Consider the following 19,629-nt stretch of genomic DNA (forward strand, 5'->3'; position numbering starts at 1 on the left):
CTGGTCCCCGACCAGCCCGATGCGACGTCCGTCGGCTCACCGACGTGATCAGCGGACACCCGTCGGGCAGACTGGACCGATGAGCCGAGCTGTCACCGCCCAAGCCGACACCAGCCGGGCAGACCTGCTCCGCGACCGCATCGTGTGGGAGATCGCCGAGCAGGGCTTCGGCGCGCACAGCCTGCACGTGCTCGTCGGTGACGACGAGGCCGGGCACCGGTGGACGGAGGACGTCCGCGAGGACGTCCACTCGGCGGCCAAGGGCGTCTGTGTGCTCGCGGTGGGCTTCGCCGTCGACGAGGGGCTCATCACGATGGACACGACGCTCGGCGCCGTCTTCCCGGACGCCGAGTTCGGCGACGGTACGGCCGACGTCACCCTCCGCCGTCTCCTGAACATGACGAGTGGCGTCGACCTCCCCTGGTCGCCGACCCTGCTCACAGACTGGCCGGACCTGACCCTCGAGTTCCTGCGCCGACCGTCACGGGGAGCGGTCTTCCAGTACTCGAACGCCAGCACCTACACGGCGATGCGCGCGCTCGAGACCCGTGTCGGCGACGTCGGCGCGTACCTCGACCGGCGCCTGCTCGCACCACTCGGCATCCATGACGCCGAGTGGGAGCGATGCCCGAACGGGTTCATCGCCGCCGGCGGTGGGCTGGCGCTGCGCACGACGGAGCTCGCGCGCATCGGACGCCTCATCCGCGACCGTGGCCGCTGGCAGGATGTGCAGCTCCTCGCGCCGGAGTGGGTCGACGCGATGCACACCGAGTGGGTGCCGGCCGGCACCGGCCCCGGCTACGAGCGGTACGCGCTCGCCGGATGGGACGGGCCGGGAGCCGCCTGGCGGCTCCACGGCGCCTACGGGCAGCTCCTCATCTTCGCGGGTGATGCCGTGGTGACGATCACCGCCGAGGACCACGAGGGCGCGGACCGCATCGCGGGCTCCGTGTCCGCGTTCCTCGCCGACGCCTAGCCGCGGTCGCCCGGCCTCCTTGCGCTGGGGCCCGCGCGGCGGGCATCATGGCGGGGAACCGCGGTGCCGTGGTGATCGTCGAAGCCCAGGCCGACTTGTCTGCCGACGGATCCCCCGCACCGCCTCGGAGGCATCGTCCATGACGACTGCACGCTCACTCCTGCCCTCGATCCGCGGCTCGTTCCGTTCGGCCACGCGCCGGTACGGTGACGTCCTCCGCCATCCCGGGGCGCTGCCGTTCTTCCTCGCCGCAGCGGTCGCCAGACTCGGCGTCGCGATGACCGGGCTCGCGCTGCTGTTCACGATCCACCATGCGACGGGGTCGTTCGCCACCGCGGGCGCGGCCACGGGACTGTTCGCCCTCGCGGAGGCCACCGCAGGTCCGCAGCTCGCACGGGTCATCGACCGGTGGGGCCAGACGGCCACGGTTCCGGCGGCAGTCCTCGTCCACCTCGGCGCGATCGCCGTGGCGATCACGACCGCCGGACACGCGCCGATCTGGGTCACCCTCGCGAGCGTCGTCGTCGCGGGCGCTGCGATCCCACAGCCCGGCGCGCTGTCCGCTGCGCGCTGGTCCGGGCTCCTCCCCGACCCCCTGGTGCTGCGGACCGCGTTCTCCCTGGAGGCGAACGTCAACGACCTCGTGTTCCTGACCGGGCCGATCCTCGCCACCCTCGCCGGCACGCTGCTCCTGCCGGCGGCAGGGTCGGCGGCGGCGGCGACACTGGTGGCGGCCGGCTGCGTGGTCCTCAGTCTGCAGCGCCGCACGGCACCGGAACCGCGTGGCGCGCGAGAACCCACCGAGGCCCGCGGCAGGAGCACCCTCCTCGCCCCGCCGTTCCTCGCGACCCTGGGCGTCAACCTCGGGCTGGGATGCTTCTTCGGCGCGGTGCCGCTCCTCGTGACCGCTGCGGCGGTGGCGCAGGGGCTGCAACCGCTGACCGGTGTCGTCCTCGCCTGCTCGAGCGCGGCGAGCATCGTCGCCGGCACGCTCTACGGCGCCGTCCGATCGACCCCGCGTCCCCAGACGGTGCAGCTGGCGGCGGCGGGCCTGCTCGTCCTGGCCGCGCTCGTCGGCGCCGTCTGGCCGGTGCTGACCGGGCTCACGATCATGCTCGTCGTCGGCGGGGCGGCCATCGCACCGTTGCTCGCCTCCTCCTCCCAGATCGTGCAGGCGTCGGTCGCTCCGGCGGAGCTCACGCAAGGCTTCACGTGGATCAACTCCGCCTCCGCCGCCGGCATCGCGGCGAGCGCCGCACTCACCGGGGTCCTCCTCGCAGGAGGTGGTGTCGGGGCGGCGACACCGCCGCTCGTGATCATGACGTCGGTGGCCCTCGTGTGCGCTGCGGTGGCTCGGGCGAGGCCGGGCCGACGTCGCGAAGATGTCTCGCTCAACCCTCACCGGTGAGGACCGAGGACTGTCAGCTGGGGATGCGACGTCGACCACGTCCGAGCGTAGACGGAGCCACCGACACCGCGGCACCGTGTTGCAGACGCCGTCGCACCCGTCAAGAGGAATCACGACGTCGGTGGGCGGAGGTACCGTCCTGGACATGGGTACTTCACGTCCGGCCACCGGTTCCATCGATCGCATCGCGCGCGAGGATTTCGGGTGGGACACGCTCCTGCCGGGCCAGCGTGAGGCGATCCAGTCGGCCGTCGCCGGTCGCGACACCCTCGTCGTCCTCGCCACGGGTGGCGGGAAGTCCGCGGTGTACCAGATCGCCGGCGCCCAGCGTGGCGGCGTGACCCTGGTGGTCTCGCCGCTCGTCGCCCTGCAGGCCGATCAGCTCGCCTCGATCGAAGCCGCACCGGCGGCCCCTCCGGCGGTCGCACTCAACGCCTCGCTCGGTACAGCGGCCATCGAGGCGGCGTGGGAACGCATCGACGAGGGTGGCCCGGTCTACGTGCTGCTGGCCCCGGAGCAGCTCGCGAACGAGGAGACCGTCGCACGGCTCGCAGCGGCCGGCGTCTCCCTCCTCGTCGTCGACGAGGCGCACTGCGTGTCGTCGTGGGGAACCGACTTCCGGCCCGACTACCTGCGGTTGGCTGACGTCCGTCATGAGCTCGGCGACCCGCCCGTGCTCGCCATGACGGCCACCGCCTCCGGTCCCGTCCGCGAGGAGATCATCGAACGGCTGCGCATGCACGACCCGGACGTGCAGGTGCACGGGGTCGACCGCCCGGAGATCCGCCTGGTCGTGCACCGCCATGAGCGCGAGCCCGAGAAGCGGGCCGCGGTCGTCGAGGAGGCACGCAGCTGGACGGCTCCCGGCTTGGTCTACGTCGCGACGCGTCGGGAGACCGAACGGTACGCCGAGGAGATCGCCGCCGACGGACGCCGGGTCGCCGCTTACCACGCCGGCCTGAAGTCGACGGAACGTCGCGCGGTCCACGACCAATGGCGGGCCGGCGAGCTCGACGTCGTCGTCGCGACCTCCGCGTTCGGCATGGGGATCGACCGCGCCGACGTGCGGTTCGTCCTGCACGCCACGACGACCGAGTCGCTCGACGCGTACTACCAGGAGGTCGGCCGCGCGGGCCGCGACGGCGAGCCCGCCACGACGGTGCTGCACTACCGCGCGGAGGACCTCGGCCTTCGCCGCTTCTTCACGAAGCGCTCCGTGTCGGAGTCGGCGGTGCGCGCGGTGTGGCGCGCGGTCCGTGCCGCACCGGGGCTGACGGTCGCCGATCTTGCGACGCGACTCGATCAGCCGCGACGCACGATCGCCAGGATCGTGAACGACCTCGCGGACGCCCAGCTGGCGGACACGACCGACGGCGTCCGGGCGGTCGACGAGATCGGCCCGAAGCGGGCGATCCGCGCCGTGCGGGAGATGCTGGAGTCGCGGGAACGTATCGCCGAATCACGGCTGGCGATGATGCGCGCCTACGCCGAGACCTCCCACTGCCGCCGCCGGGTCCTGCTCGAGTACTTCGGCGTCGACGCCCCCGAATGGTGTGGGAACTGCGACGGCTGCGAGCGGCACGAGGCGCAGCAGGAGCAGCAGCACTTCGGTTCCGCCGACACCACCACCGGATCGGCACCGCTCCACGTCGACCAGGGGGTGCTCCACCGCGAGTGGGGCCCTGGCACCGTGATGGGTGTCGAGCCCGACCGCGTCACCGTCTTCTTCGACGGCGAGGGCTACAAGGTCGTCGCCCTCTCGGCACTCGAGACCGGCGTGCTCACCGCCCAGGAACTCGCCTCGGCCTGAGCTCGGGGCGGCTCAGGCCTCGTCCGCCGGTGCGCTACCGGGGGCGTCGGCGATGACGCGGTCGATCCAGTCCCGTCGTGACAGGTACTGGATGTCGTCCCTGGCGAACCATCCGAGTTCGAGGAGCTCCTCCTGATCGGGGTTCGCCTCGCTGAGGAGCTCGCAGTCGTAGGCGGTGGTCACGTAGCCCACGTGGTCGCCGTTCGGGTAGCGCACCATCATCGGTTCGCCGCCGTACACCCCGACGATGCCGCGGATGCGGATGCGGGCACCCGTCTCCTCCACGACCTCGCGCAGCAGCGCGTCGGCCGGTTCCTCGCCGGGCTCGACGCCGCCACCGATCAGACTCCACAGGCCGGAGTGGCGATGGCGGGCGAGCAGGAACCGGTCGCCGTCCCTGATGACGGCGGTGACTCCCGGGAGCATGAGGAACGCGGTTCCGATGTGGGAGCGGATCGAGGCGACGTAATCGGACATCGGCATGCGGGGAGTCTACGGAACCGGTCTGACCGGAACGGGTCAGTCGGCGTGCTCCGGCGGCCACACCACGGCGAAGTACTCGAACACGATCTCCTCGGATTCGGACCACACGGCACCCCGTGCCGCACTGGTCCGCTCCCAGTAGCGCCGGTGTTCGCGCTGCCAGCTCGCCAGCGTGCGATCGTCCTCGCCCTCCGCGAACGCGAAGGCGGCGTCGGCACTCGAGAACGGGCCGAGGCGGAGCGAGGTGCTGCGGATGACGATTCGCGGCGCCCCCGTGCTGTCGCAGGCGATCCAGTGCGAGCCGATCCGAGGGAGCGGATCGCCGCGGTGGGCGAACTCCGACACGAGCTCGGCGGTGGCACGTTTGCGTCCGCTCAGGACGATCTCCAGCAGTCCGTCGGCGAGTCCGGCCGTATCGCCGAAGTGCTCCACGGTGTAGTCGGCGTCGTCCAGGCCCGCACCGCCACGATGCTCGGTGTACGCGCGCCACATCGCGGTCGCAGCGTCACGGTCGGGCGCTGCAACCGGTGCAGTGTCACTCGGAGAGCTCATGTCCGCGATACTGCCAGAAGGACTGCGGTGCCCCGTTCATCGGGCCAGTAGGCCCGCTCACCGTGCCGTGAGAGCAGAACCGTCGGCGGCGGCGGCGAACGAGGTGCTGCCGTAGTCGTCCCCGATGCTGAAGGTGACCTGCGGCGGTCCGGCCGGACGGGCGAACGTGGGGCTGTGGACGTCGGTGTCGGTCGAGCGGACGAGATATAGGGGCGCGTCGCCGACCGGTCGGTCGACCTGCTCGGCCCCCTCCTCCAGGAGCGACCACATCCGGTCGAACGCGACATCCGACCACGAGAACTGCTCGGCGGCCGACTCGGGTTGGCTGCTTGCAGCGCCCTGGTTGGTGACCTGACCGTACCGGTACTCCCATCGATCGGTCTTCGTGTCCCCCACGGTGAGCGGCGCCTGGGCGATGACGAAGTCGGCTGCGACCGTGATCGACACGACCCGGTCGTGACCGATCGCCTCCTGGAGCGCTCGCTGCGCCTCCGAGAGCGCTTCCGGGCGACGGAGGTCGGGTCGGAGGCGTCCGTCCTCGAGGGCGATGATCGCCTGCGCGACGGACTGGTGGTACGGCACGACCACGATCGCCGCCGCCGCGACCGCCACGATCGCGAACAGGGCGAAGCGGCCGGGGCGACCGGCCCGGCCCACGCCGAGCAACGGTCCGCGTCGACGTCCGTCGACGATGCGCTGGTGCGGCTGGAGAGGGAGGAACGGGAGGGACGCCCGAGCCGGGACGCGCAATCGCGAACGCTCGTCGGCCGAGAGCTCGCCGGCGTCGATGAACGCGACCTCCGGTCCGCCGTCGAGCAGGACCGCGACATCGCGCTCCGTGCCGGGCTGAAAGGTCGGGATGGCCGTCACCGGGACGACGGTGCGCATCGTGGTCGCGAACGCCGGTCCGTTCAGCGGCTGGACGGAGAGGTCGAGCTCGCAGAGCGGCTGGTCGTTGATCTGGGTGCCGGTCTGACGGAGCGTGTCGATACGGGCGACGCCGAGCCGTCTCGCGTCCTTGGCCTGCTGCACGGCCTGTGGTGAGGCGCCGATCGCACTTCCCAACGACCGGCCGACGAGCGAGAGCACCGTCGCAAAGATGCAGACCGGGAGTGCGACACCGGCGACCGCGTACCCGATGTCGGGCGGACCGACGGCGATCACGATGATGCCGCCGAGGAGAGCACCGAGAGCCGCGAAGGCGATCAGACGAAGCATGCCTTCGACCTTATCGAAGCGCTCGATTGCACGACCGCTGCGGTTCAGCCCGGTCCGTCGCTCGCCGCGGCGAGCAACGGCACGACCACGTCGCTGATCGGCGTGGGGATGCCGTGCACGCTCCCCCGCCGCTGGATGACCGCGTTGCGGACGTCCCATTCGAGCGGTTGCCCCTGTTCGCGGTCGGCGAGGATCGACGTCCCGCGGTCGACCGGCGAGGCTCGGAACTGGTCGAGGAGCCGCCGTGGTTCGTCGTCGGCCAATCGCGCACCTTCCGCTCGTGCGACGGACGCGCACTCCTCGAGGTAGGCGAGCATCAAACGGCCGATGTCGTCGCGCCGGTACATGCCGGATCGGCGACCGGTCAACGCCATGAGTCCGGCGGCGGCGTTCTGCAGCAGCTTCCGCCAGGCGAGGGTCGTGAAGTCGGTCGACACCTCGACCGTGCAGCGGGAGCCGCGCAGCACGTCTGCCACCACGGCGGCACCGGGTGCCTCCGGCAGGGACAGGCGTGGCGGACTCAACAGCGTGACCGGACCGTCGGGTAGGCGGGTGGCCGGGAACCAGACGACCGCCGGGACGACCGTTCCGGCCTGGACGAGGGGCTCCACCGTCTCGCGTTGTTCGACCCCGTTCTGTAGGACGCACACGACCGTGTCCGGACCGCACAACGCGGCGAGCCAGTCGGCAGCGGCAGCCGTCTGGGTCGCCTTGACCGCCAGGAAGACGAGGGCTGCCGTGCCCGGAGATTCCGCCGGATCGGTGTGGACCGGCCCGGGGACCGTCACCGTCTCGTCGTCGACCTGGAGCTGGAGTTCCGGCCGTTTCGACCGCCCTGCGATGAACGGCGTCCGTCCCTGTTCGTGGAGCGCTGCGGCGACCACGGTGCCGATCGCGCCCGGCCCGATCACTGCGACGCGATCGGGTCCCCCTGGCATCACGTCTCGCTCGATCCGGACAGCGCGTCGATCGTCGCGGCGATGACCGCTTCAGGGAACCGACGGAGCTGCTCGACGTCGACCCATTCCTCCGCCGCGTGCAGTCCGCCGCCGGCAGGGCCGCACACGACGGTCGGGATGCCCGCGGCCTGCCACAGCGCCGACTCCATCCAGTAGGGCGCACCGATGGCGGCTGGCACGGTCTCACCGTCGCTGGTGAGCGCGGCCGCCAGGAACTCGGCGAATCGTGCGGCCGGGCCCTGCTCATCGGCTTCCCAGGCCTTGCGCTGGTGCGTCAGCCGGGCATCCGTCCGGAGCCCCGGTGTCCGCACCGCGACCGCGTCGAGCATGGTCTGGACCTCGACGAGGGCGTCCTCGGCGCGTTCGCCCGGCAGCGTGCGTCGTTCGACGACGACAGTGGCCTCGGCGGCGATTGTGAACGGTGCGGTACCCGCCCGCACGACGGTCGCCGTGAACGAACCGGATTCGAGCAGCGGGTGCGCCGGCCGCTGACGGAGTTCCTCGTCAGCCCGCTCCACCTCCTGCAGCACGTGGCCGAGGGCACGGATCGCATCGACGCTCAACGCCGGTTGCGAGGAGTGCCCGGCCACACCCTGCAGGGTGGCTTCGACGACCGCGTAGCCCCGGTGGGCGGCGACCCGGTCCAGCCAGGTCGGTTCGGCGATGAGGCACACCTCGGCAGCCACACCGCGATCGGCGAGGTGCTGCAGGACGGCCGCGGCCCCTACGCTCGCGTCCTCTTCGTCCGCGACACCAGTGAAGACGACCGTGCCAGGGTGGTCCGCAGCGGCGAGCCGCTCCGCAGCGACGATCAGTCCTGCGAGGCCAGACTTCATGTCGCTGGCGCCGCGTCCCAAGAGCTTGCCGTCCGCGAGCCGTGGCGTGAACGGATCGTCCATCCCCTCCACGCCGACGGTGTCGAGGTGGCCGTTGAACACGACGGTGCGTCCCGGCTCCGAGCCCTCGTGGACGGCGACGACACTCACACGCCGTGGGTCCTCCGGTGCCGGCACGAGGTCGACCGTGAAGCCGGCATGTTCGAGCCGCTGCGCGATGACGGCCGCGATCGGCCCCTCACCGACTGACCCCGGCACGAGGCTCGGACTGACGGAGTCGATCGAGATGAGCAGGCGGGCGAGCTCGAGCGCGTCGTCGCCGGGGCTGAGGTCGGACATGCCACGACGATAGCGGGGCGGCTCGCCGGGAACGGCCCGAAGACCAGAACAGGCGCCCGTCTCCCTGAGGGGACTGGCGCCTGAGCTCATCTCCGACCGCAGGGGTCGTCGATCGGACTAGCGGTTCTTGACCCGCGTGACCGCGTCGGTGTTCTCCGAACGCGCGTTGCCGGCCTTCTTGTCGGCCTTCGCGGTCCGCTTCTCCTTCAGCGTCTTCGCCGGTGCGGTCTTGCCGCCTTCTTTACGTGCTGACTTCTCGCCCATGTTGGTGCTCCTTTGCGAGCCACGGTGACCCTGTACCGCTGAGGGTACCGTCACATCCCGTCCGGGGACCCCGCCCCCAGGACCTTGTTAGCATTCGGGGATGACGAACCCGGCAGAGATCACCGACGTCCCGATCGGCGGCGAGGGCATCCGACTCGGGCAGTTCCTGAAGTTCGCGGGTCTGCTCGACTCCGGTGGAGACGTGAAGGCCGCGATCGCCGACGGCGCCGTGCAGGTCAACGGCGAGGTCGATCGCCGACGCGGTCGGCAGTTGCAGCTCGACGACGTCGTGTCGCTCGAAGGGCGCAGCGTCCGCGTCCGACCCTGATCGCCCCGCCCTGCACCGCCCCGTCGAGAGGAACCCCGTGAACCCGAGCACACCCCGTCCCATCGCCGTCACCGGATCGACCGGCGTGCTCGGCGGCCTCGTGGCGCAGGACCTCGCCGCCCGCGGGATCCCGCAACGCCTGCTGGTCCGCACCCCCGCGAAGGCGCCGCAGCATCCCCGCAGCACCGTGCACCGGTTCAGCTACACCGACCAGGCTGCTGCCCGCGCGGCACTCGAGGGCGTCGACACCCTCTTCATGGTGTCGGGGGCCGAGAGCGCCGACCGCGTCGACCAGCACCGCTCGTTCATCGATGCCGCGGCCGCCGCCGGCGTGCAGCACCTGGTGTACACCTCGTTCGCCGCTGCGGCACCGGACGCCGTGTTCACGCTGGCGCGCGACCACCATGCGACCGAGGAGCACATCCGAGCGTCGGGCATGCGGTGGACGTTCCTCCGCAACGCCTTCTACCTCGACATCATGGAGGCCCTCGTGGGTGAGGACGGCGTCATCCGTGGGCCGGCAGGGGACGGTCGCGCATCCTTCGTCGCCCGCGCCGACATCGCCCGGACCGCCACAGCCATCCTCGTCGACCCTGCGCCCCACGCCGGTCGCACCTACGACCTCACCGGGCCCGAAGCGCTCACGATGACGGAGGTCGCCGCCACGATCAGCCGCGTCCGCGATCGCGAGGTCACCTTCCACGACGAGACGATCGAGGAGGCTTACGCGTCGCGCGCCTCCTACGGCGCGCCCGACTGGGAGGTCGACGCCTGGGTGAGCACCTACACGGCCATCGGCAGCGGCGTGATGGCCGAGGTGAGCCCGGCGATCGAGGACATCACCGGTGTGCCACCGATGGACCTGGAGACCTACCTTCGGTCGAACGCGGGCTGATTCCGCCTCCGCGTCCGTCCCTGAGCGTCGGCCGCCCGGCCGCCTAGATCAGAGGCCGTAGAAGCCGAGCTCCCAGTCGTCCGCCTCGGTCGCGCTGAGGGCGACGCCGGCGGGCTCGCGCGGTCGGACCGGGCGCGGTCCACGGCGTTCGTTGGTCGTGAAGTAGATCGACGTCCCCGGACTGACGAAGACGCTCGCCGAGTCCTGGCCGACGACGTCCAGATCGACGAAGCCGCCGCCCGAGAGCGCCGTGCGCTCCATCGTGTCCTTCAGCTTCGTGATGACGGTGCTCGGGTCCAGGGCGTAGACGAGCCCGCCGAGGGTGAGAGTGCTGCTTTCCATCGTGATGTCCTCAATGAGGTCATGGTGCGTGAACGGCAACCGTACGCCATCCGCAGGTGGGCAGTGCCCCTCATCGCGAGGCCCGCCGCGCCCCACGGCCGGAATAGGGCAGGTGCCCGAGGTAGTCGGGCCCCCTCAGAGCGGAACGTTGGAGTCCGAGCACGGCATCCGCAGCCGGCTCATGGAGGGACAGCCATGATGATCACGACCGCGACCTACAGCTCGGCCATGTCGGCCGAGACGAGACGGTTCTTCGAGCACCAGCTCGAGCAGGACCTCGAACGGCGGCGGCGACACCGCGAGCGCCTGCTCGACGAGGGCACTCCCCACCACGACCAGGGTGGGACCATGGAGTGGTGACCCTGCCCGCGACGAGCCCGACGATGATCGGGCGCGCGTCAGACCTCGCTGCGATGCGGTCCGTGTTCGACACCGTCGCGGCGGGTGGATCGCGCAGCATGGTCCTCAGCGGCGAAGCCGGCATCGGGAAGACCCGACTGCTGACGGAGTTCACCCGCTCGGTCCGCTCGTCGGCGCTCGTGATCACGGGGCAGTGCGTCGACCTGGGCGACGTCGCCGCGCCGTACGCGCCCGTGCTCGGCCTCATGAAGGACCTCGTCGCGCAGCGGGGTCGCGAGGCCGCGCTCGACGCCGCCGGGCCCGGCCGGGCCTCGCTCGAGACCCTGCTGCCGTCGCCCGGTGTGGAGCCGGAGGACCAGCGCGACGGCGGCGTCGGGCGGCTCCACGAGACCGTCGCCGTCCTGCTCGAGGCGCTCTCCCGAGAGCAGCCCGTGGTCATCGCGATCGAGGACGTCCACTGGGCCGACGGCGCGACTCTCAGCCTGCTCGCGTTCCTCGTGCGCGTCCTGACCGATGCCCACGTGATGGTCGTGCTCACCGTCCGCAACGAGGACGTGTCGCGCGGACACCCCCTGCGCGGGTTCCTGGCCGAACTCGACCGCACGAGGCGGGTGGAGCGGCACGGCCTCGAGCGTCTGAGCCGCGGCAACGTGCTCCGTCAGGCCATCGCCATCCGCGGCACCTCGCTCGACACGGTCTCCATCGACAGCGTGTACGCCCGCAGCGAGGGCGTCCCCTTCTTCGTGGAGGAGCTGTTGGGACTCGGCGACGGCGACGATGACGGCGACGATCTGCCCGACACCCTCCGCGAGCTCCTCCTCGCCCGCTACGAACGGCTCACGCCCAACAGCCAACAGTTGCTGCGCGTGGTCTCCGCCGGCGGTGTCCGCGTCGAGCATGCGCTCCTGGAGCGCGTGTTCACCGGCGACCACGACGCCCTCGACGCCGGCGTGCGAGAGGCCATCGCGGCGAACGTCCTCGTCGCGGACACGACCACCTACGCGTTCCGTCACGCGCTCGTCCGGGAGGCGATCCACGACGACCTGCTCCCGGGCGAACGGACGCGCTTCCATGCCGGGTTCGCCGAGGCCTTGGAAGCCGCGGCCGGGGTCGAACCGGTTGCGGCCGAGGTGTCGTACCACTGGATGCTGGCCAGGGACTTCACCCGCGCGTTCCCGGCCACCGTGCGGGCCATGGAGCAGGCGCATGCTGCCTTCGCGTACAGCACGGAGGCGCAGCTCGGTGAACGCCTGCTCGAGATCTGGGACCAGATCCCCGAGGCGCAAGACCTCGTCGGCCGCTCGCGGTCGGAACTCATGCGACGGACGGCGAGCGCCCTGCGGAACGCGGGCTGGACGGACCGGGCCATCGCGATGGTCGATCAGGTGCTCGCCACGCCGGAGGACCGCGACGACCTCGATCAGGCCAAGCTGCTGCGCGACAAGGCGTTCTATCTCGCGAACCTCGGGCGCCCTGGCTCGGTGGAGCTCCTCGAACAGGCCTTGGCCCGCGTCCCCGCCGACACCCCGGGCGAGCTGCGCGGTGTGCTGCTCACGAGCCTCGCCGCACGACACATGATCGTCGGTCGACTGGAGCGGGCGATCGAGTACGCCGACGCCGCCGCGCAGGAGGCCGCGCGCACCGGCTCCGCGCGGAACGCCTCGGTCGCGGCGAACATCGGCGGCATCGCCCGCATCCACCGTGGTGAGTTGGACGCCGGGAGGCCGATGCTCGCGACCGCGGAGTCACTGGCCGACGGCGACGGCAGCGCGCTCCTCCGATACCGGGTGAACGCCTCCGACATGGCGAACCTGCTCGGTTCGTACGAGGAGGCGCTCGCATCGGCGCTCGAAGGTGTCGCGCGGGCGAGGGCACTCGGCGTCGAGCGCAGCTCTGGGCTCATCCTGTCGTCGAACGCCGTCGACCCCCTGGTGGCGCTCGGGCGATGGGACGAGGCGGAGGAACGGGTGCACCGCGCGCTTGCGCTGCAGCCGCCGCTCGCGTTCTCCGTGTACCTCCGCCAGTCGCTCATCCTCCTCTTGCTGTGGCGTGGCGATGCCGAGACCGCAGCGACGCTCTACCGCCGGTGGCGGAAGGGGATGCTCTCACTGTCGGGCCTGGAGGTGCAGACCCGGTTCGGCGTCGCGCGCGTCGTGATGCAGGTCGGCCTCGCCACCGGAGACCTCGCCGGAGCGTGGTCGCCCGCCGGTGTCGGCGTGTTCGACGCCCCCGACCACCGCCCGATGCCGGCGTACGACCTTCCTGCGCTGGCGGACGCGGCCCGGGTCATGGCCCGGGTGCGGGTCGCCATGGCTGCGGGGACGCTCGACCTCGGATCCGGGCCATTCGCCGGCCTCGACGACGCACGCCTCCGCGAGCAGGAGACGCGTTGGCGGGCGCTCATCACGAAGGAGCGGTTCTGGCCGACCGCGCCGCTCTGGAGTGCGCTTGTCGATGCCGAACTCGGCGGGCCTGATGGCACCGGCGACGACGCATCAGCGTGGGAGACGGCTCGTGCGATGGCCGAACGCCCGTTCGCACCGGCGGTGCTCGCGCCCTACACGGCGCTGCGGATGGCGGAGGCGCTGGTGGCCGCCGGCGATCGTCCCCGGGCGCAGGATGCCCTCGTCACCGCCGTCGCGGAGGCGACGACACTCGGCGCCGGGCTCGTCCTCGACGGTGCTCGGGCATTGGCAGCGCGGGCATCGCTGAACCTCGACGGCCGACCTCGGGCACGCACCTCGGGCGGGTCCGCGGAGCTGACCGCGCGCGAACGCCAGGTGCTGCAGCTCGTCGCTGAGGGCCTCAGCAACCCGCAGATCGGGGAGCGACTGTTCATCAGTGCGAAGACGGCCAGCGTCCACGTCTCGGCCATCCTGCGGAAGCTCGGTGTGTCGACCCGGACCGAAGCCGCGATGGTCGCCGGAGCGAGCGGATTGCTCGCGGCGAGCGCCGAGCAACCCGGCTGATCCCGACGACCGTCCTCGCGGCGGGGTGGTTCCCGGCCGAAATCGAGGGAACGTCGGCCGGGAACCCCGACAGGGCGAAAGGGTCCTGTCGGCATCAGCGTAATCACGGAGCCGGAAGCGGGACGGGCTGTTGCGTTCTTTGGACAGCGGGTGCGTTCGGGAGGGAGGCGCCCCCGCTCGGCCCTGGCCACTCCGCCGTCAGCCGGGGAGTTCCCACGAGGGATCGCGCAGCAGCTCGGTCGCGTACCCGTCGCCGCGCGCTGCCGCGATCTCATAGGCCTGCCTCGCCGCAGCATCGTCGCCGATCGTGTGGAGCAAGTTGCCGAGCATGCGTGCCGAGCGGGCATCTCCGACGGCAATCGCCCGGAGATAGGCGTCCTGCGCCCGGTCCACATCGCCCGCCCAGTCGTGAATGTCTCCGAGCACGGACAAGGCGTCCCGGTCGTTCGCCGCCACCCGGTCGCCGAGCAATGCGACCGCATCCTCCACGTGGCCGAGCTTGGCGATCGCCAACGCCCGCCAACACACCCAGATGTCCTCGCTGTCCCCGACACGGTCGAGACAGGCGAGCGCCTCGTCCATGTGCTCCGCGTCGTCGTAGTGGTCCGCGATGAGACCGCCGAGGATTCCGAAGAGCCTGGGATCCTCCCAGTCGGGGTGGCGCGATACGAAGTCGCGGAGCACCGCCTCGGCGCGAGGATCGCCGAGCCAGTCGAGCGACTGCGCCAGGGCGAATCCGGCGAGGTCGAGCCCAGCGGCTGCAGACGCTTCCAACGCGAGGAGTGCCGCCTGCGGGCGGATGTCGTCCCGATCGGACCAGTCGAGCTCCCACAGGGCGGTGCCGCAGTCATACATCGCGTTGGCGAAGGACTCCTCCGGGTCGAAGAACGTCTCCCAGTACTCTTCCGCGAACGGGTGCCCGAGTGCGGCCAGGGAGGCCCGGACGAGCGCGCACGCGCGTTCCGGTCGACCCTTCGCCCTGAGCTCGAGGAGCGCGGCGATGAGCGCTTCCGACGATTCGAATCGCATCATGCCACCCCATTCCGCGCCACCGGCCACGAGTGGACATCATGGCAGCACCGCCGTTCGCGCTGTGGCGCTCCTGTCTACCGCCGGTTGTTCAGCGAGCGCTGGACGGCTCCGAACGCGATGGTGCCGACGATGAGGATGACGCCGATGACGCCGAGCCAGAACAGGCCCTTCAGCACGAACCCGACGATGGAGAGGACCGCCCAGAGGGCGAGGAGGACGACGATGACGACGGCGAACTTCTGCACGGGTGTGGGTTTCCTGTTCCGGGGGTGATGGCGGCTGGCGGGATCGGGTGACGATCAGGCAGGACCCTAGCAGGACGGCCTCTGCGTCGGCCGGAACCGGTCACCCGACGAGGAGCCGTCGCAGGCGGGTCCGAACCTCCTTGTCGAGACCCAGGAGGTCGAAGACGACGTCGACCTCGGCGACGAACGCGCGCACATGCGGGGTGACCTCGTCGAGGAAGGCGTCGACCTGATCCGCCGTCCAGGTGGCCTGGCGATCGTGCGTCGGTCCTCCGTGCGGCGCAGCCCCCGCCATCGCACGGACCGACGCCGCGTAGTCGTCGACGGTCGCGTCGTCGGGGACGCCGGCGTTGGCGAGGAGGAGGGCGCTGATCATTCCGGTGCGGTCTCGGCCGGCCGCGCAGTGCACGAGGATCCCGGGCTCGCTCGAGGCGACCGTCTCCAGGGCGACACGGACGAGGTCCGGCAGGATGCGCACGTTGTGCTGCCAGTACTCGGGCGAATCGAGGATCGGCAGGCAGACCTCACGGAACTCGGGATCCGCCTGGTCCTCGGTCGGCGCCAGCGTGATGACGAGATCCGCCGGGGGCTGTGCGTCCGGGTCGGCGTCTCGGGCGCCGACCTCGTCGGCACTGCGCAGATCGACCACGGAGCGCAGCCCCCATCGCGTCGCGGCCGCCCACCCGGCTTCGGTGAGCAGCTCCCGTCGTGGTCCTCGCGCGATCCGCCCGCTGACCGTCGCGCCGGTGGACGAGAGCGGCGTCGGCAGGCCGCCGAGGTCTCTCAGGTTGCGCAGGCCGTCCCAGTCCAGGTTCCGCATCCGGCAGAGCGTACCCGACCGGCCTGCGCCGTGCGCTTCAACCCCGGGGCACAGGCTCCATCCGGATGATCACAGACGTCCGCACGGCGTCAGCCGGCCGACGGTTAGCCTGAGTGCATGTACGCCTACCTCGGTCAGTGGAATTCCATGACCGGACGCCCCATCCTCGACCGCGAGTGGATCTCCGAGGGCGAGGCACGGGCGGCCTACGACGACCAGACCCACGGATTCGACATCGTCCCGCAGGCGGTCCGTGACGAGGTCGAGGCCCACGGCAGCTCGCCGACACCATGGGCGCTCTCGAGTTCCGCGCTCGGCCCCCTCGCATTCCGGGTGACCTTCTACCTTCCGACCGGGTCGATCTTCCGCATCGTCGACTGGAAGGACGAGGGTGAGCGGATGTTCCTGTGGAGCGTCGTCGATTACCTCTACCCGGACCAGGACACGCAGTATCGCCGAGCTCAGTGCCTCTGGATCGTGCGCGGCCTCTTCAATACCGATGGCACGGGCACGCTCTCGATCAAGGACAAGGTCGCTTCGACCCTCGACCGGCTCTCGATGGACGAGGTCGATCTCTCCGGCAACTGGCGCGACCGCCCGTCGTTCGGCGACTGGGCAGCACTCGTCCACACGGACGCACCGATGGTGACGCCTCCACGCTGAACCCGGCCGGGCGCGCCCGGCTCCTGGATGCTCGCGAAGCCGGGTGCGTACGCCTCAGCCGCTACAGCTTGCGCTTGCTCGCAGCGCGGCGGACGGCACCGAAGATGATCGTCCCGACGAGGAGGACGATACCGATGATGCCCAGCCAGAGCAGGCCCTTCAGCGCGAACCCGACGATGGAGAGGATCGCCCAGGGGACGAGGAGGACGATGATGATCTGCATGGGGTGGGTTCCTGATTCCGTGGGGTGATGGTGCTCGGGGATGGTGGCTCAGTGTATGCGGAGCTCGGCGACGAGCGGACACGCGAACGGATCGCGGGCCCCGAGGCCGACCCGGTTGAGGTAGCGGATGACGATGCCGCACGAACGCAGCAGCGTGGTCTCCGTGTACGGCACGTCGAGCGCCGCACAGTGGTCACGCACCAGCCGCCGCGCCTCCTTCAGCGCGGGCCGCGGCATCGACGGGAACAGGTGGTGCTCCACCTGGTAGTTCAGGCCACCCATGAGGAACGACACCCACAGGCCACCCGTGACGTTCCGCGAGGTCCGCACCTGGCGGGAGAAGAAGTCGACGTTCGCGTCATGGGCGATCGTCGGCATGCCCTTGTGGTTCGGCGCGAAGGACGCGCCCATCATGACGCCGAACACCGCGAACTGCACGCCGAGGAACGCGCACGCCATACCGAACGGCAGGAAGGTGAACACGACGCCGAGGAGGAGACCGAACCGGGCCAGGAGCAGCGCCCCCTCGATCGCGCGGTCACGGCCGCCGCCCCTCGTCCCGACCCCGCTCACGACCGAGCGGATCGCGAGCCAGTGCAGGTTGAGGCCCTCGAGCGTGAGGAGCGGGAAGAACAGCCAGCCCTGGTGGCGGTAGAAGAGCTTCGCCGCCCGGTTGTGCACCGCGCTGACGTCCTCCGGAAGGAAACGGATCGTGTCGGGCTCGATGTCCGGATCCTTGCCGACCGTGTTCGGGTTGCCGTGATGACGGGTGTGCTTGTTCATCCACCAGGAGTAGCTGAGGCCCACGAGGAAGGTCCCGAGGAAGCGCCCGGCGAGGTCGTTCCAGGCGCGCGACTCGAACACCTGCCGGTGGGCGGCCTCGTGTGAGAGGAACGCGAACTGCGTGAACAGCACCCCGAGGGCCGCGGCAACGAGCAGTTGCCACCAGGACGCTCCGAGCAGCGCGAACGCCACCCAGCACCCGGCGGTCGCGAGGACGAGCACGGCGAAGAGGGTCCAGTAGAACGCGTACCGCCGCCGAAGGAGACCGGCCGACTTCACCTGGGCGAGGATCGCGGAGTAACTCGACGTACCGCCGGCCCGCGGCGTGCTGCTCGGTCCGGTCTTGCGGAACCCGCTGCTGCGTTCGACCGTCACCGGACCCGCTCCGCCGGGTGGACGGGCGGTGTCGTCGAGGTCGATGATCGCCGACGGCGCGTGGAGAACGAGCCTGATCGGTGCGTGCGCATGATGCTCCCTGGGCATGGACGGAGGTGGGGGGATTGTCCGGCGACCGGGGTCTGGGGCAGCGCCCGTTCAGCGTAGGACGGCCCCGGCGAGCGATGCAAATCCGGGCGAAACCGGTACCGCCAGGGTGCTGTCGGAGGGCTCCGGCTCGGTTACGGTTGATCCGCTACTCGACAGATGAGGACGAACCCCGCCATGGATGACACGCGCGAAGCACGACTCATCGAGACGTTCGTGACGCTCACCGACAGCCTCGTCGACGACTACGACGTCGTCGAGGTCCTGCAGATCCTCGTCGACCGGGCCGTCGAACTCTTCGACGCCGCAGCCGGGGCGATCCACCTCGCCGATGGCGACGGAGCCCTTAAGGTCGTCGCCTCCACGAGCGAGCGCAGCGGCTTCTTCGGACTCCTCCAGTTGAACGCCGGTGAGGGGCCGTGCATCGCCGCGGTCACCTCGGGCAACCTGGTCACGGTGAAGACGGCCGAGGAGCTCCACCTGTACTGGCCGAGGTTCGCGGAGGCCGCGAACGAGAGCGGGTACGTCGGCGTCCACGCGATCCCCTTGCGCCTCCGCGACACCATCGTCGGATCGCTGAACCTGTTCCGCGAGACCGAGGGCGCACTCAACGGTGCCGACGCCCTGGCCGCCCAGGCGCTGGCCGATGTCGCGACGATCAGCCTCCTGCAGCAGCGGACCATCGAGAACGCGACCCTCGCCACCGCACAACTCCAGCGGGCCCTCGACAGCCGCATTGCGATCGAGCAGGCGAAGGGGTACCTGGCGCGGGCGGCGGGCGTGGACATGGACACCGCGTTCGGCATGATCCGGCAGTACGCCCGGACCCGGCAGCGGCGGCTCGGCGATGTCGCCGCCGCGGTCGCCCGCGAGGAGGTGCCGCTCGAGGAGGTCGTCGGCAGGACGCCGGTGGCCGGGGACGAGTAGTCCCCACCCTTCACCGGGACGGCGTCGGCGGGAAATCCGTGGCAACCCCCTCCACTCTCGGCCGGAACACGGCAGGATGGAGGTTCGAACACCACACGAGCACTCCCGAAGGAACAACCCATGGCAGGCCTCAGCCTCTCCAAAGGCAGCAACCTCTCCCTCACGAAGACCAGTCCTGGTCTGACGATCGCAACGGTCGGTCTCGGTTGGGATCCGCGCACCACCGTCGGTGTGGCGTTCGACCTCGACGCCTCGGCGATCCTCGTCGCGGAGAACGGCAAGATCCGGAGCCCAGCGGACTTCATCTTCTACAACCAGATGTCGACGCCGGACGGCTCGGTCGTGCACCAGGGCGACAACCGCACCGGTGAGGGCGACGGAGACGACGAGCAGATCACGATCGACCTCCGCACCGTCGAAGCCGACGTCTCGCGCATCGTCATCGCGGTCTCCATCCACGACGCCGACAACCGTCGCCAGAACTTCGGTCAGGTCCGCGACGCCTTCTGCCGCGTCCTCGACCAGGACCAGCAGGAGATCGTCCGTTACGACCTCACCGAGGACGCCTCGCAGGAGACGGCGATGCTGTTCGCCGAGATCTACCGCCACAACGGCGAGTGGAAGTTCCGTGCCGTCGGGCAGGGCTACACGACCGGCCTCGCCGGGATCGCCGGCGACTTCGGCGTCCCGCTCGACTGAGGAGCGGGTCCTGCT

22 protein-coding genes are annotated in these 19,629 nt (G+C 70.7%); 10 read left to right on the forward strand and 12 right to left on the reverse strand.

Going from position 1 to position 19,629, the window contains the following annotated elements:
• The first annotated feature begins 79 nt into the window (after positions 1–79).
• The 3 genes from QRN27_RS06945 to QRN27_RS06955 all read left to right on the forward strand — a co-directional run bounded on the left by QRN27_RS06945 (position 80) and on the right by QRN27_RS06955 (position 4,194).
• Entirely contained in the window at positions 80–976 is an 897-nt protein-coding gene (locus QRN27_RS06945) for a serine hydrolase domain-containing protein (RefSeq protein ID WP_285041308.1), read from the forward strand.
• A 139-nt stretch (positions 977–1,115) separates the two neighbouring features.
• Positions 1,116–2,384, forward strand: a complete 1,269-nt coding sequence (locus QRN27_RS06950; RefSeq protein WP_285041309.1) for an MFS transporter — start codon at positions 1,116–1,118, stop codon at positions 2,382–2,384.
• 145 nt (positions 2,385–2,529) lie between these two features.
• A complete protein-coding gene (locus tag QRN27_RS06955; protein WP_285041310.1) occupies positions 2,530–4,194 on the forward strand; it encodes a RecQ family ATP-dependent DNA helicase in 1,665 nt (554 codons plus the stop codon).
• Positions 4,195–4,206: 12 nt separating this feature from the next.
• Here the strand turns inward: QRN27_RS06955 and QRN27_RS06960 are convergent, their stop codons facing one another.
• From QRN27_RS06960 to QRN27_RS06985, 6 genes are all read right to left on the reverse strand, one after another.
• The gene (locus tag QRN27_RS06960) at positions 4,207–4,677 is read right to left on the reverse strand and encodes an NUDIX domain-containing protein (RefSeq protein WP_285041311.1); all 471 of its coding nucleotides are present in this window, start codon (positions 4,675–4,677) and stop codon (positions 4,207–4,209) included.
• 36 nt (positions 4,678–4,713) lie between these two features.
• Complete coding sequence (locus QRN27_RS06965) at positions 4,714–5,229, reverse strand: ASCH domain-containing protein (protein ID WP_502929479.1); 516 nt, start codon at positions 5,227–5,229, stop codon at positions 4,714–4,716.
• 57 nt (positions 5,230–5,286) lie between these two features.
• Complete coding sequence (locus QRN27_RS06970) at positions 5,287–6,447, reverse strand: hypothetical protein (protein ID WP_285041312.1); 1,161 nt, start codon at positions 6,445–6,447, stop codon at positions 5,287–5,289.
• A gap of 44 nt (positions 6,448–6,491) precedes the next feature.
• Positions 6,492–7,385 (reverse strand): oxidoreductase, encoded by an 894-nt coding sequence (locus QRN27_RS06975; protein WP_285041313.1) that lies wholly within the window; start codon positions 7,383–7,385, stop codon positions 6,492–6,494.
• Positions 7,385–8,581 carry a M20/M25/M40 family metallo-hydrolase gene (locus QRN27_RS06980; protein WP_285041314.1) on the reverse strand — a complete coding sequence of 399 codons (1,197 nt, stop codon included), beginning with the start codon at positions 8,579–8,581 and terminating at the stop codon, positions 7,385–7,387. Before QRN27_RS06980 ends, QRN27_RS06975 begins: the two co-directional genes overlap by 1 nt.
• Before the next feature lie 117 nt (positions 8,582–8,698).
• Positions 8,699–8,845: a hypothetical protein gene (locus QRN27_RS06985; RefSeq protein WP_157579891.1), complete on the reverse strand. Its 147-nt coding sequence runs from the start codon at positions 8,843–8,845 to the stop codon at positions 8,699–8,701.
• A gap of 100 nt (positions 8,846–8,945) precedes the next feature.
• On the opposite strand from QRN27_RS06985, the gene QRN27_RS06990 reads away from it, so the two are divergent.
• Complete coding sequence (locus QRN27_RS06990) at positions 8,946–9,173, forward strand: RNA-binding S4 domain-containing protein (RefSeq protein ID WP_056009426.1); 228 nt, start codon at positions 8,946–8,948, stop codon at positions 9,171–9,173.
• Between the two features lie 37 nt (positions 9,174–9,210).
• Positions 9,211–10,068 carry an SDR family oxidoreductase gene (locus QRN27_RS06995; protein WP_285041315.1) on the forward strand — a complete coding sequence of 286 codons (858 nt, stop codon included), beginning with the start codon at positions 9,211–9,213 and terminating at the stop codon, positions 10,066–10,068.
• A gap of 48 nt (positions 10,069–10,116) precedes the next feature.
• Here QRN27_RS06995 and QRN27_RS07000 read toward each other — a convergent pair whose 3' ends face one another.
• Positions 10,117–10,410 carry a hypothetical protein gene (locus QRN27_RS07000; protein WP_285041316.1) on the reverse strand — a complete coding sequence of 98 codons (294 nt, stop codon included), beginning with the start codon at positions 10,408–10,410 and terminating at the stop codon, positions 10,117–10,119.
• A 195-nt stretch (positions 10,411–10,605) separates the two neighbouring features.
• On the opposite strand from QRN27_RS07000, the gene QRN27_RS07005 reads away from it, so the two are divergent.
• The gene (locus tag QRN27_RS07005; RefSeq protein ID WP_285041317.1) at positions 10,606–10,770 is read left to right on the forward strand and encodes a hypothetical protein; all 165 of its coding nucleotides are present in this window, start codon (positions 10,606–10,608) and stop codon (positions 10,768–10,770) included.
• Positions 10,767–13,739: a helix-turn-helix transcriptional regulator gene (locus QRN27_RS07010; protein ID WP_285041319.1), complete on the forward strand. Its 2,973-nt coding sequence runs from the start codon at positions 10,767–10,769 to the stop codon at positions 13,737–13,739. The genes QRN27_RS07005 and QRN27_RS07010 overlap by 4 nt, the downstream gene beginning before the upstream one ends.
• 198 nt (positions 13,740–13,937) lie before the next feature.
• Here QRN27_RS07010 and QRN27_RS07015 read toward each other — a convergent pair whose 3' ends face one another.
• From QRN27_RS07015 to QRN27_RS07025, 3 genes are all read right to left on the reverse strand, one after another.
• Positions 13,938–14,771 (reverse strand): tetratricopeptide repeat protein, encoded by an 834-nt coding sequence (locus tag QRN27_RS07015; protein WP_285041320.1) that lies wholly within the window; start codon positions 14,769–14,771, stop codon positions 13,938–13,940.
• A gap of 74 nt (positions 14,772–14,845) precedes the next feature.
• Positions 14,846–15,016, reverse strand: a complete 171-nt coding sequence (locus QRN27_RS07020; protein ID WP_200936405.1) for a hypothetical protein — start codon at positions 15,014–15,016, stop codon at positions 14,846–14,848.
• A 100-nt stretch (positions 15,017–15,116) separates the two neighbouring features.
• Positions 15,117–15,836 (reverse strand): tyrosine-protein phosphatase, encoded by a 720-nt coding sequence (locus QRN27_RS07025; RefSeq protein ID WP_285041321.1) that lies wholly within the window; start codon positions 15,834–15,836, stop codon positions 15,117–15,119.
• Between the two features lie 117 nt (positions 15,837–15,953).
• Between QRN27_RS07025 and QRN27_RS07030 the strand changes: the two genes are divergently transcribed.
• Complete coding sequence (locus QRN27_RS07030) at positions 15,954–16,499, forward strand: hypothetical protein (RefSeq protein ID WP_285041322.1); 546 nt, start codon at positions 15,954–15,956, stop codon at positions 16,497–16,499.
• A gap of 61 nt (positions 16,500–16,560) precedes the next feature.
• On the opposite strand, the gene QRN27_RS07035 is transcribed toward QRN27_RS07030, so the two are convergent.
• Positions 16,561–16,722, reverse strand: coding sequence for a hypothetical protein (locus QRN27_RS07035; RefSeq protein ID WP_285041323.1), 162 nt, complete (start codon positions 16,720–16,722; stop codon positions 16,561–16,563).
• 48 nt (positions 16,723–16,770) lie between these two features.
• Positions 16,771–17,988, reverse strand: coding sequence for a fatty acid desaturase family protein (locus tag QRN27_RS07040; RefSeq protein ID WP_285041324.1), 1,218 nt, complete (start codon positions 17,986–17,988; stop codon positions 16,771–16,773).
• Positions 17,989–18,165: 177 nt separating this feature from the next.
• Between QRN27_RS07040 and QRN27_RS07045 the strand changes: the two genes are divergently transcribed.
• Together QRN27_RS07045 and QRN27_RS07050 are read left to right on the forward strand one after the other, a co-directional pair.
• Positions 18,166–18,915: a GAF and ANTAR domain-containing protein gene (locus QRN27_RS07045; RefSeq protein WP_285041326.1), complete on the forward strand. Its 750-nt coding sequence runs from the start codon at positions 18,166–18,168 to the stop codon at positions 18,913–18,915.
• A 120-nt stretch (positions 18,916–19,035) separates the two neighbouring features.
• Positions 19,036–19,614: a TerD family protein gene (locus tag QRN27_RS07050; protein WP_056009439.1), complete on the forward strand. Its 579-nt coding sequence runs from the start codon at positions 19,036–19,038 to the stop codon at positions 19,612–19,614.
• The last annotated feature ends 15 nt before the right edge of the window (positions 19,615–19,629 follow it).

Origin of the sequence: Plantibacter sp. LMC-P-059a (genome assembly GCF_030209505.1) — a bacterium.
GTDB lineage: Bacteria > Actinomycetota > Actinomycetes > Actinomycetales > Microbacteriaceae > Plantibacter.

Bases quoted from the DNA above. Each gene is read 5' to 3' on its own strand.
- QRN27_RS06985 (WP_157579891.1), bottom strand. From the start codon at position 8,845: ATGGGCGAGAAGTCAGCACGTAAAGAAGGCGGCAAGACCGCACCGGCG.
- QRN27_RS07050 (WP_056009439.1), top strand. From the start codon at position 19,036: ATGGCAGGCCTCAGCCTCTCCAAAGGCAGCAACCTCTCCCTCACGAAG.
- QRN27_RS06970 (WP_285041312.1), bottom strand. From the start codon at position 6,447: ATGCTTCGTCTGATCGCCTTCGCGGCTCTCGGTGCTCTCCTCGGCGGC.
- QRN27_RS06975 (WP_285041313.1), bottom strand. From the start codon at position 7,385: ATGCCAGGGGGACCCGATCGCGTCGCAGTGATCGGGCCGGGCGCGATC.
- QRN27_RS07040 (WP_285041324.1), bottom strand. From the start codon at position 17,988: ATGCCCAGGGAGCATCATGCGCACGCACCGATCAGGCTCGTTCTCCAC.
- QRN27_RS06950 (WP_285041309.1), top strand. From the start codon at position 1,116: ATGACGACTGCACGCTCACTCCTGCCCTCGATCCGCGGCTCGTTCCGT.
- QRN27_RS07000 (WP_285041316.1), bottom strand. From the start codon at position 10,410: ATGGAAAGCAGCACTCTCACCCTCGGCGGGCTCGTCTACGCCCTGGAC.
- QRN27_RS07035 (WP_285041323.1), bottom strand. From the start codon at position 16,722: ATGCAGATCATCATCGTCCTCCTCGTCCCCTGGGCGATCCTCTCCATC.
- QRN27_RS07015 (WP_285041320.1), bottom strand. From the start codon at position 14,771: ATGATGCGATTCGAATCGTCGGAAGCGCTCATCGCCGCGCTCCTCGAG.
- QRN27_RS07025 (WP_285041321.1), bottom strand. From the start codon at position 15,836: ATGCGGAACCTGGACTGGGACGGCCTGCGCAACCTGAGAGACCTCGGC.
- QRN27_RS06960 (WP_285041311.1), bottom strand. From the start codon at position 4,677: ATGCCGATGTCCGATTACGTCGCCTCGATCCGCTCCCACATCGGAACC.
- QRN27_RS06955 (WP_285041310.1), top strand. From the start codon at position 2,530: ATGGGTACTTCACGTCCGGCCACCGGTTCCATCGATCGCATCGCGCGC.
- QRN27_RS06965 (WP_502929479.1), bottom strand. From the start codon at position 5,229: ATGAGCTCTCCGAGTGACACTGCACCGGTTGCAGCGCCCGACCGTGAC.
- QRN27_RS06990 (WP_056009426.1), top strand. From the start codon at position 8,946: ATGACGAACCCGGCAGAGATCACCGACGTCCCGATCGGCGGCGAGGGC.
- QRN27_RS07030 (WP_285041322.1), top strand. From the start codon at position 15,954: ATGTACGCCTACCTCGGTCAGTGGAATTCCATGACCGGACGCCCCATC.
- QRN27_RS06945 (WP_285041308.1), top strand. From the start codon at position 80: ATGAGCCGAGCTGTCACCGCCCAAGCCGACACCAGCCGGGCAGACCTG.
- QRN27_RS07005 (WP_285041317.1), top strand. From the start codon at position 10,606: ATGATGATCACGACCGCGACCTACAGCTCGGCCATGTCGGCCGAGACG.
- QRN27_RS07045 (WP_285041326.1), top strand. From the start codon at position 18,166: ATGGATGACACGCGCGAAGCACGACTCATCGAGACGTTCGTGACGCTC.
- QRN27_RS06980 (WP_285041314.1), bottom strand. From the start codon at position 8,581: ATGTCCGACCTCAGCCCCGGCGACGACGCGCTCGAGCTCGCCCGCCTG.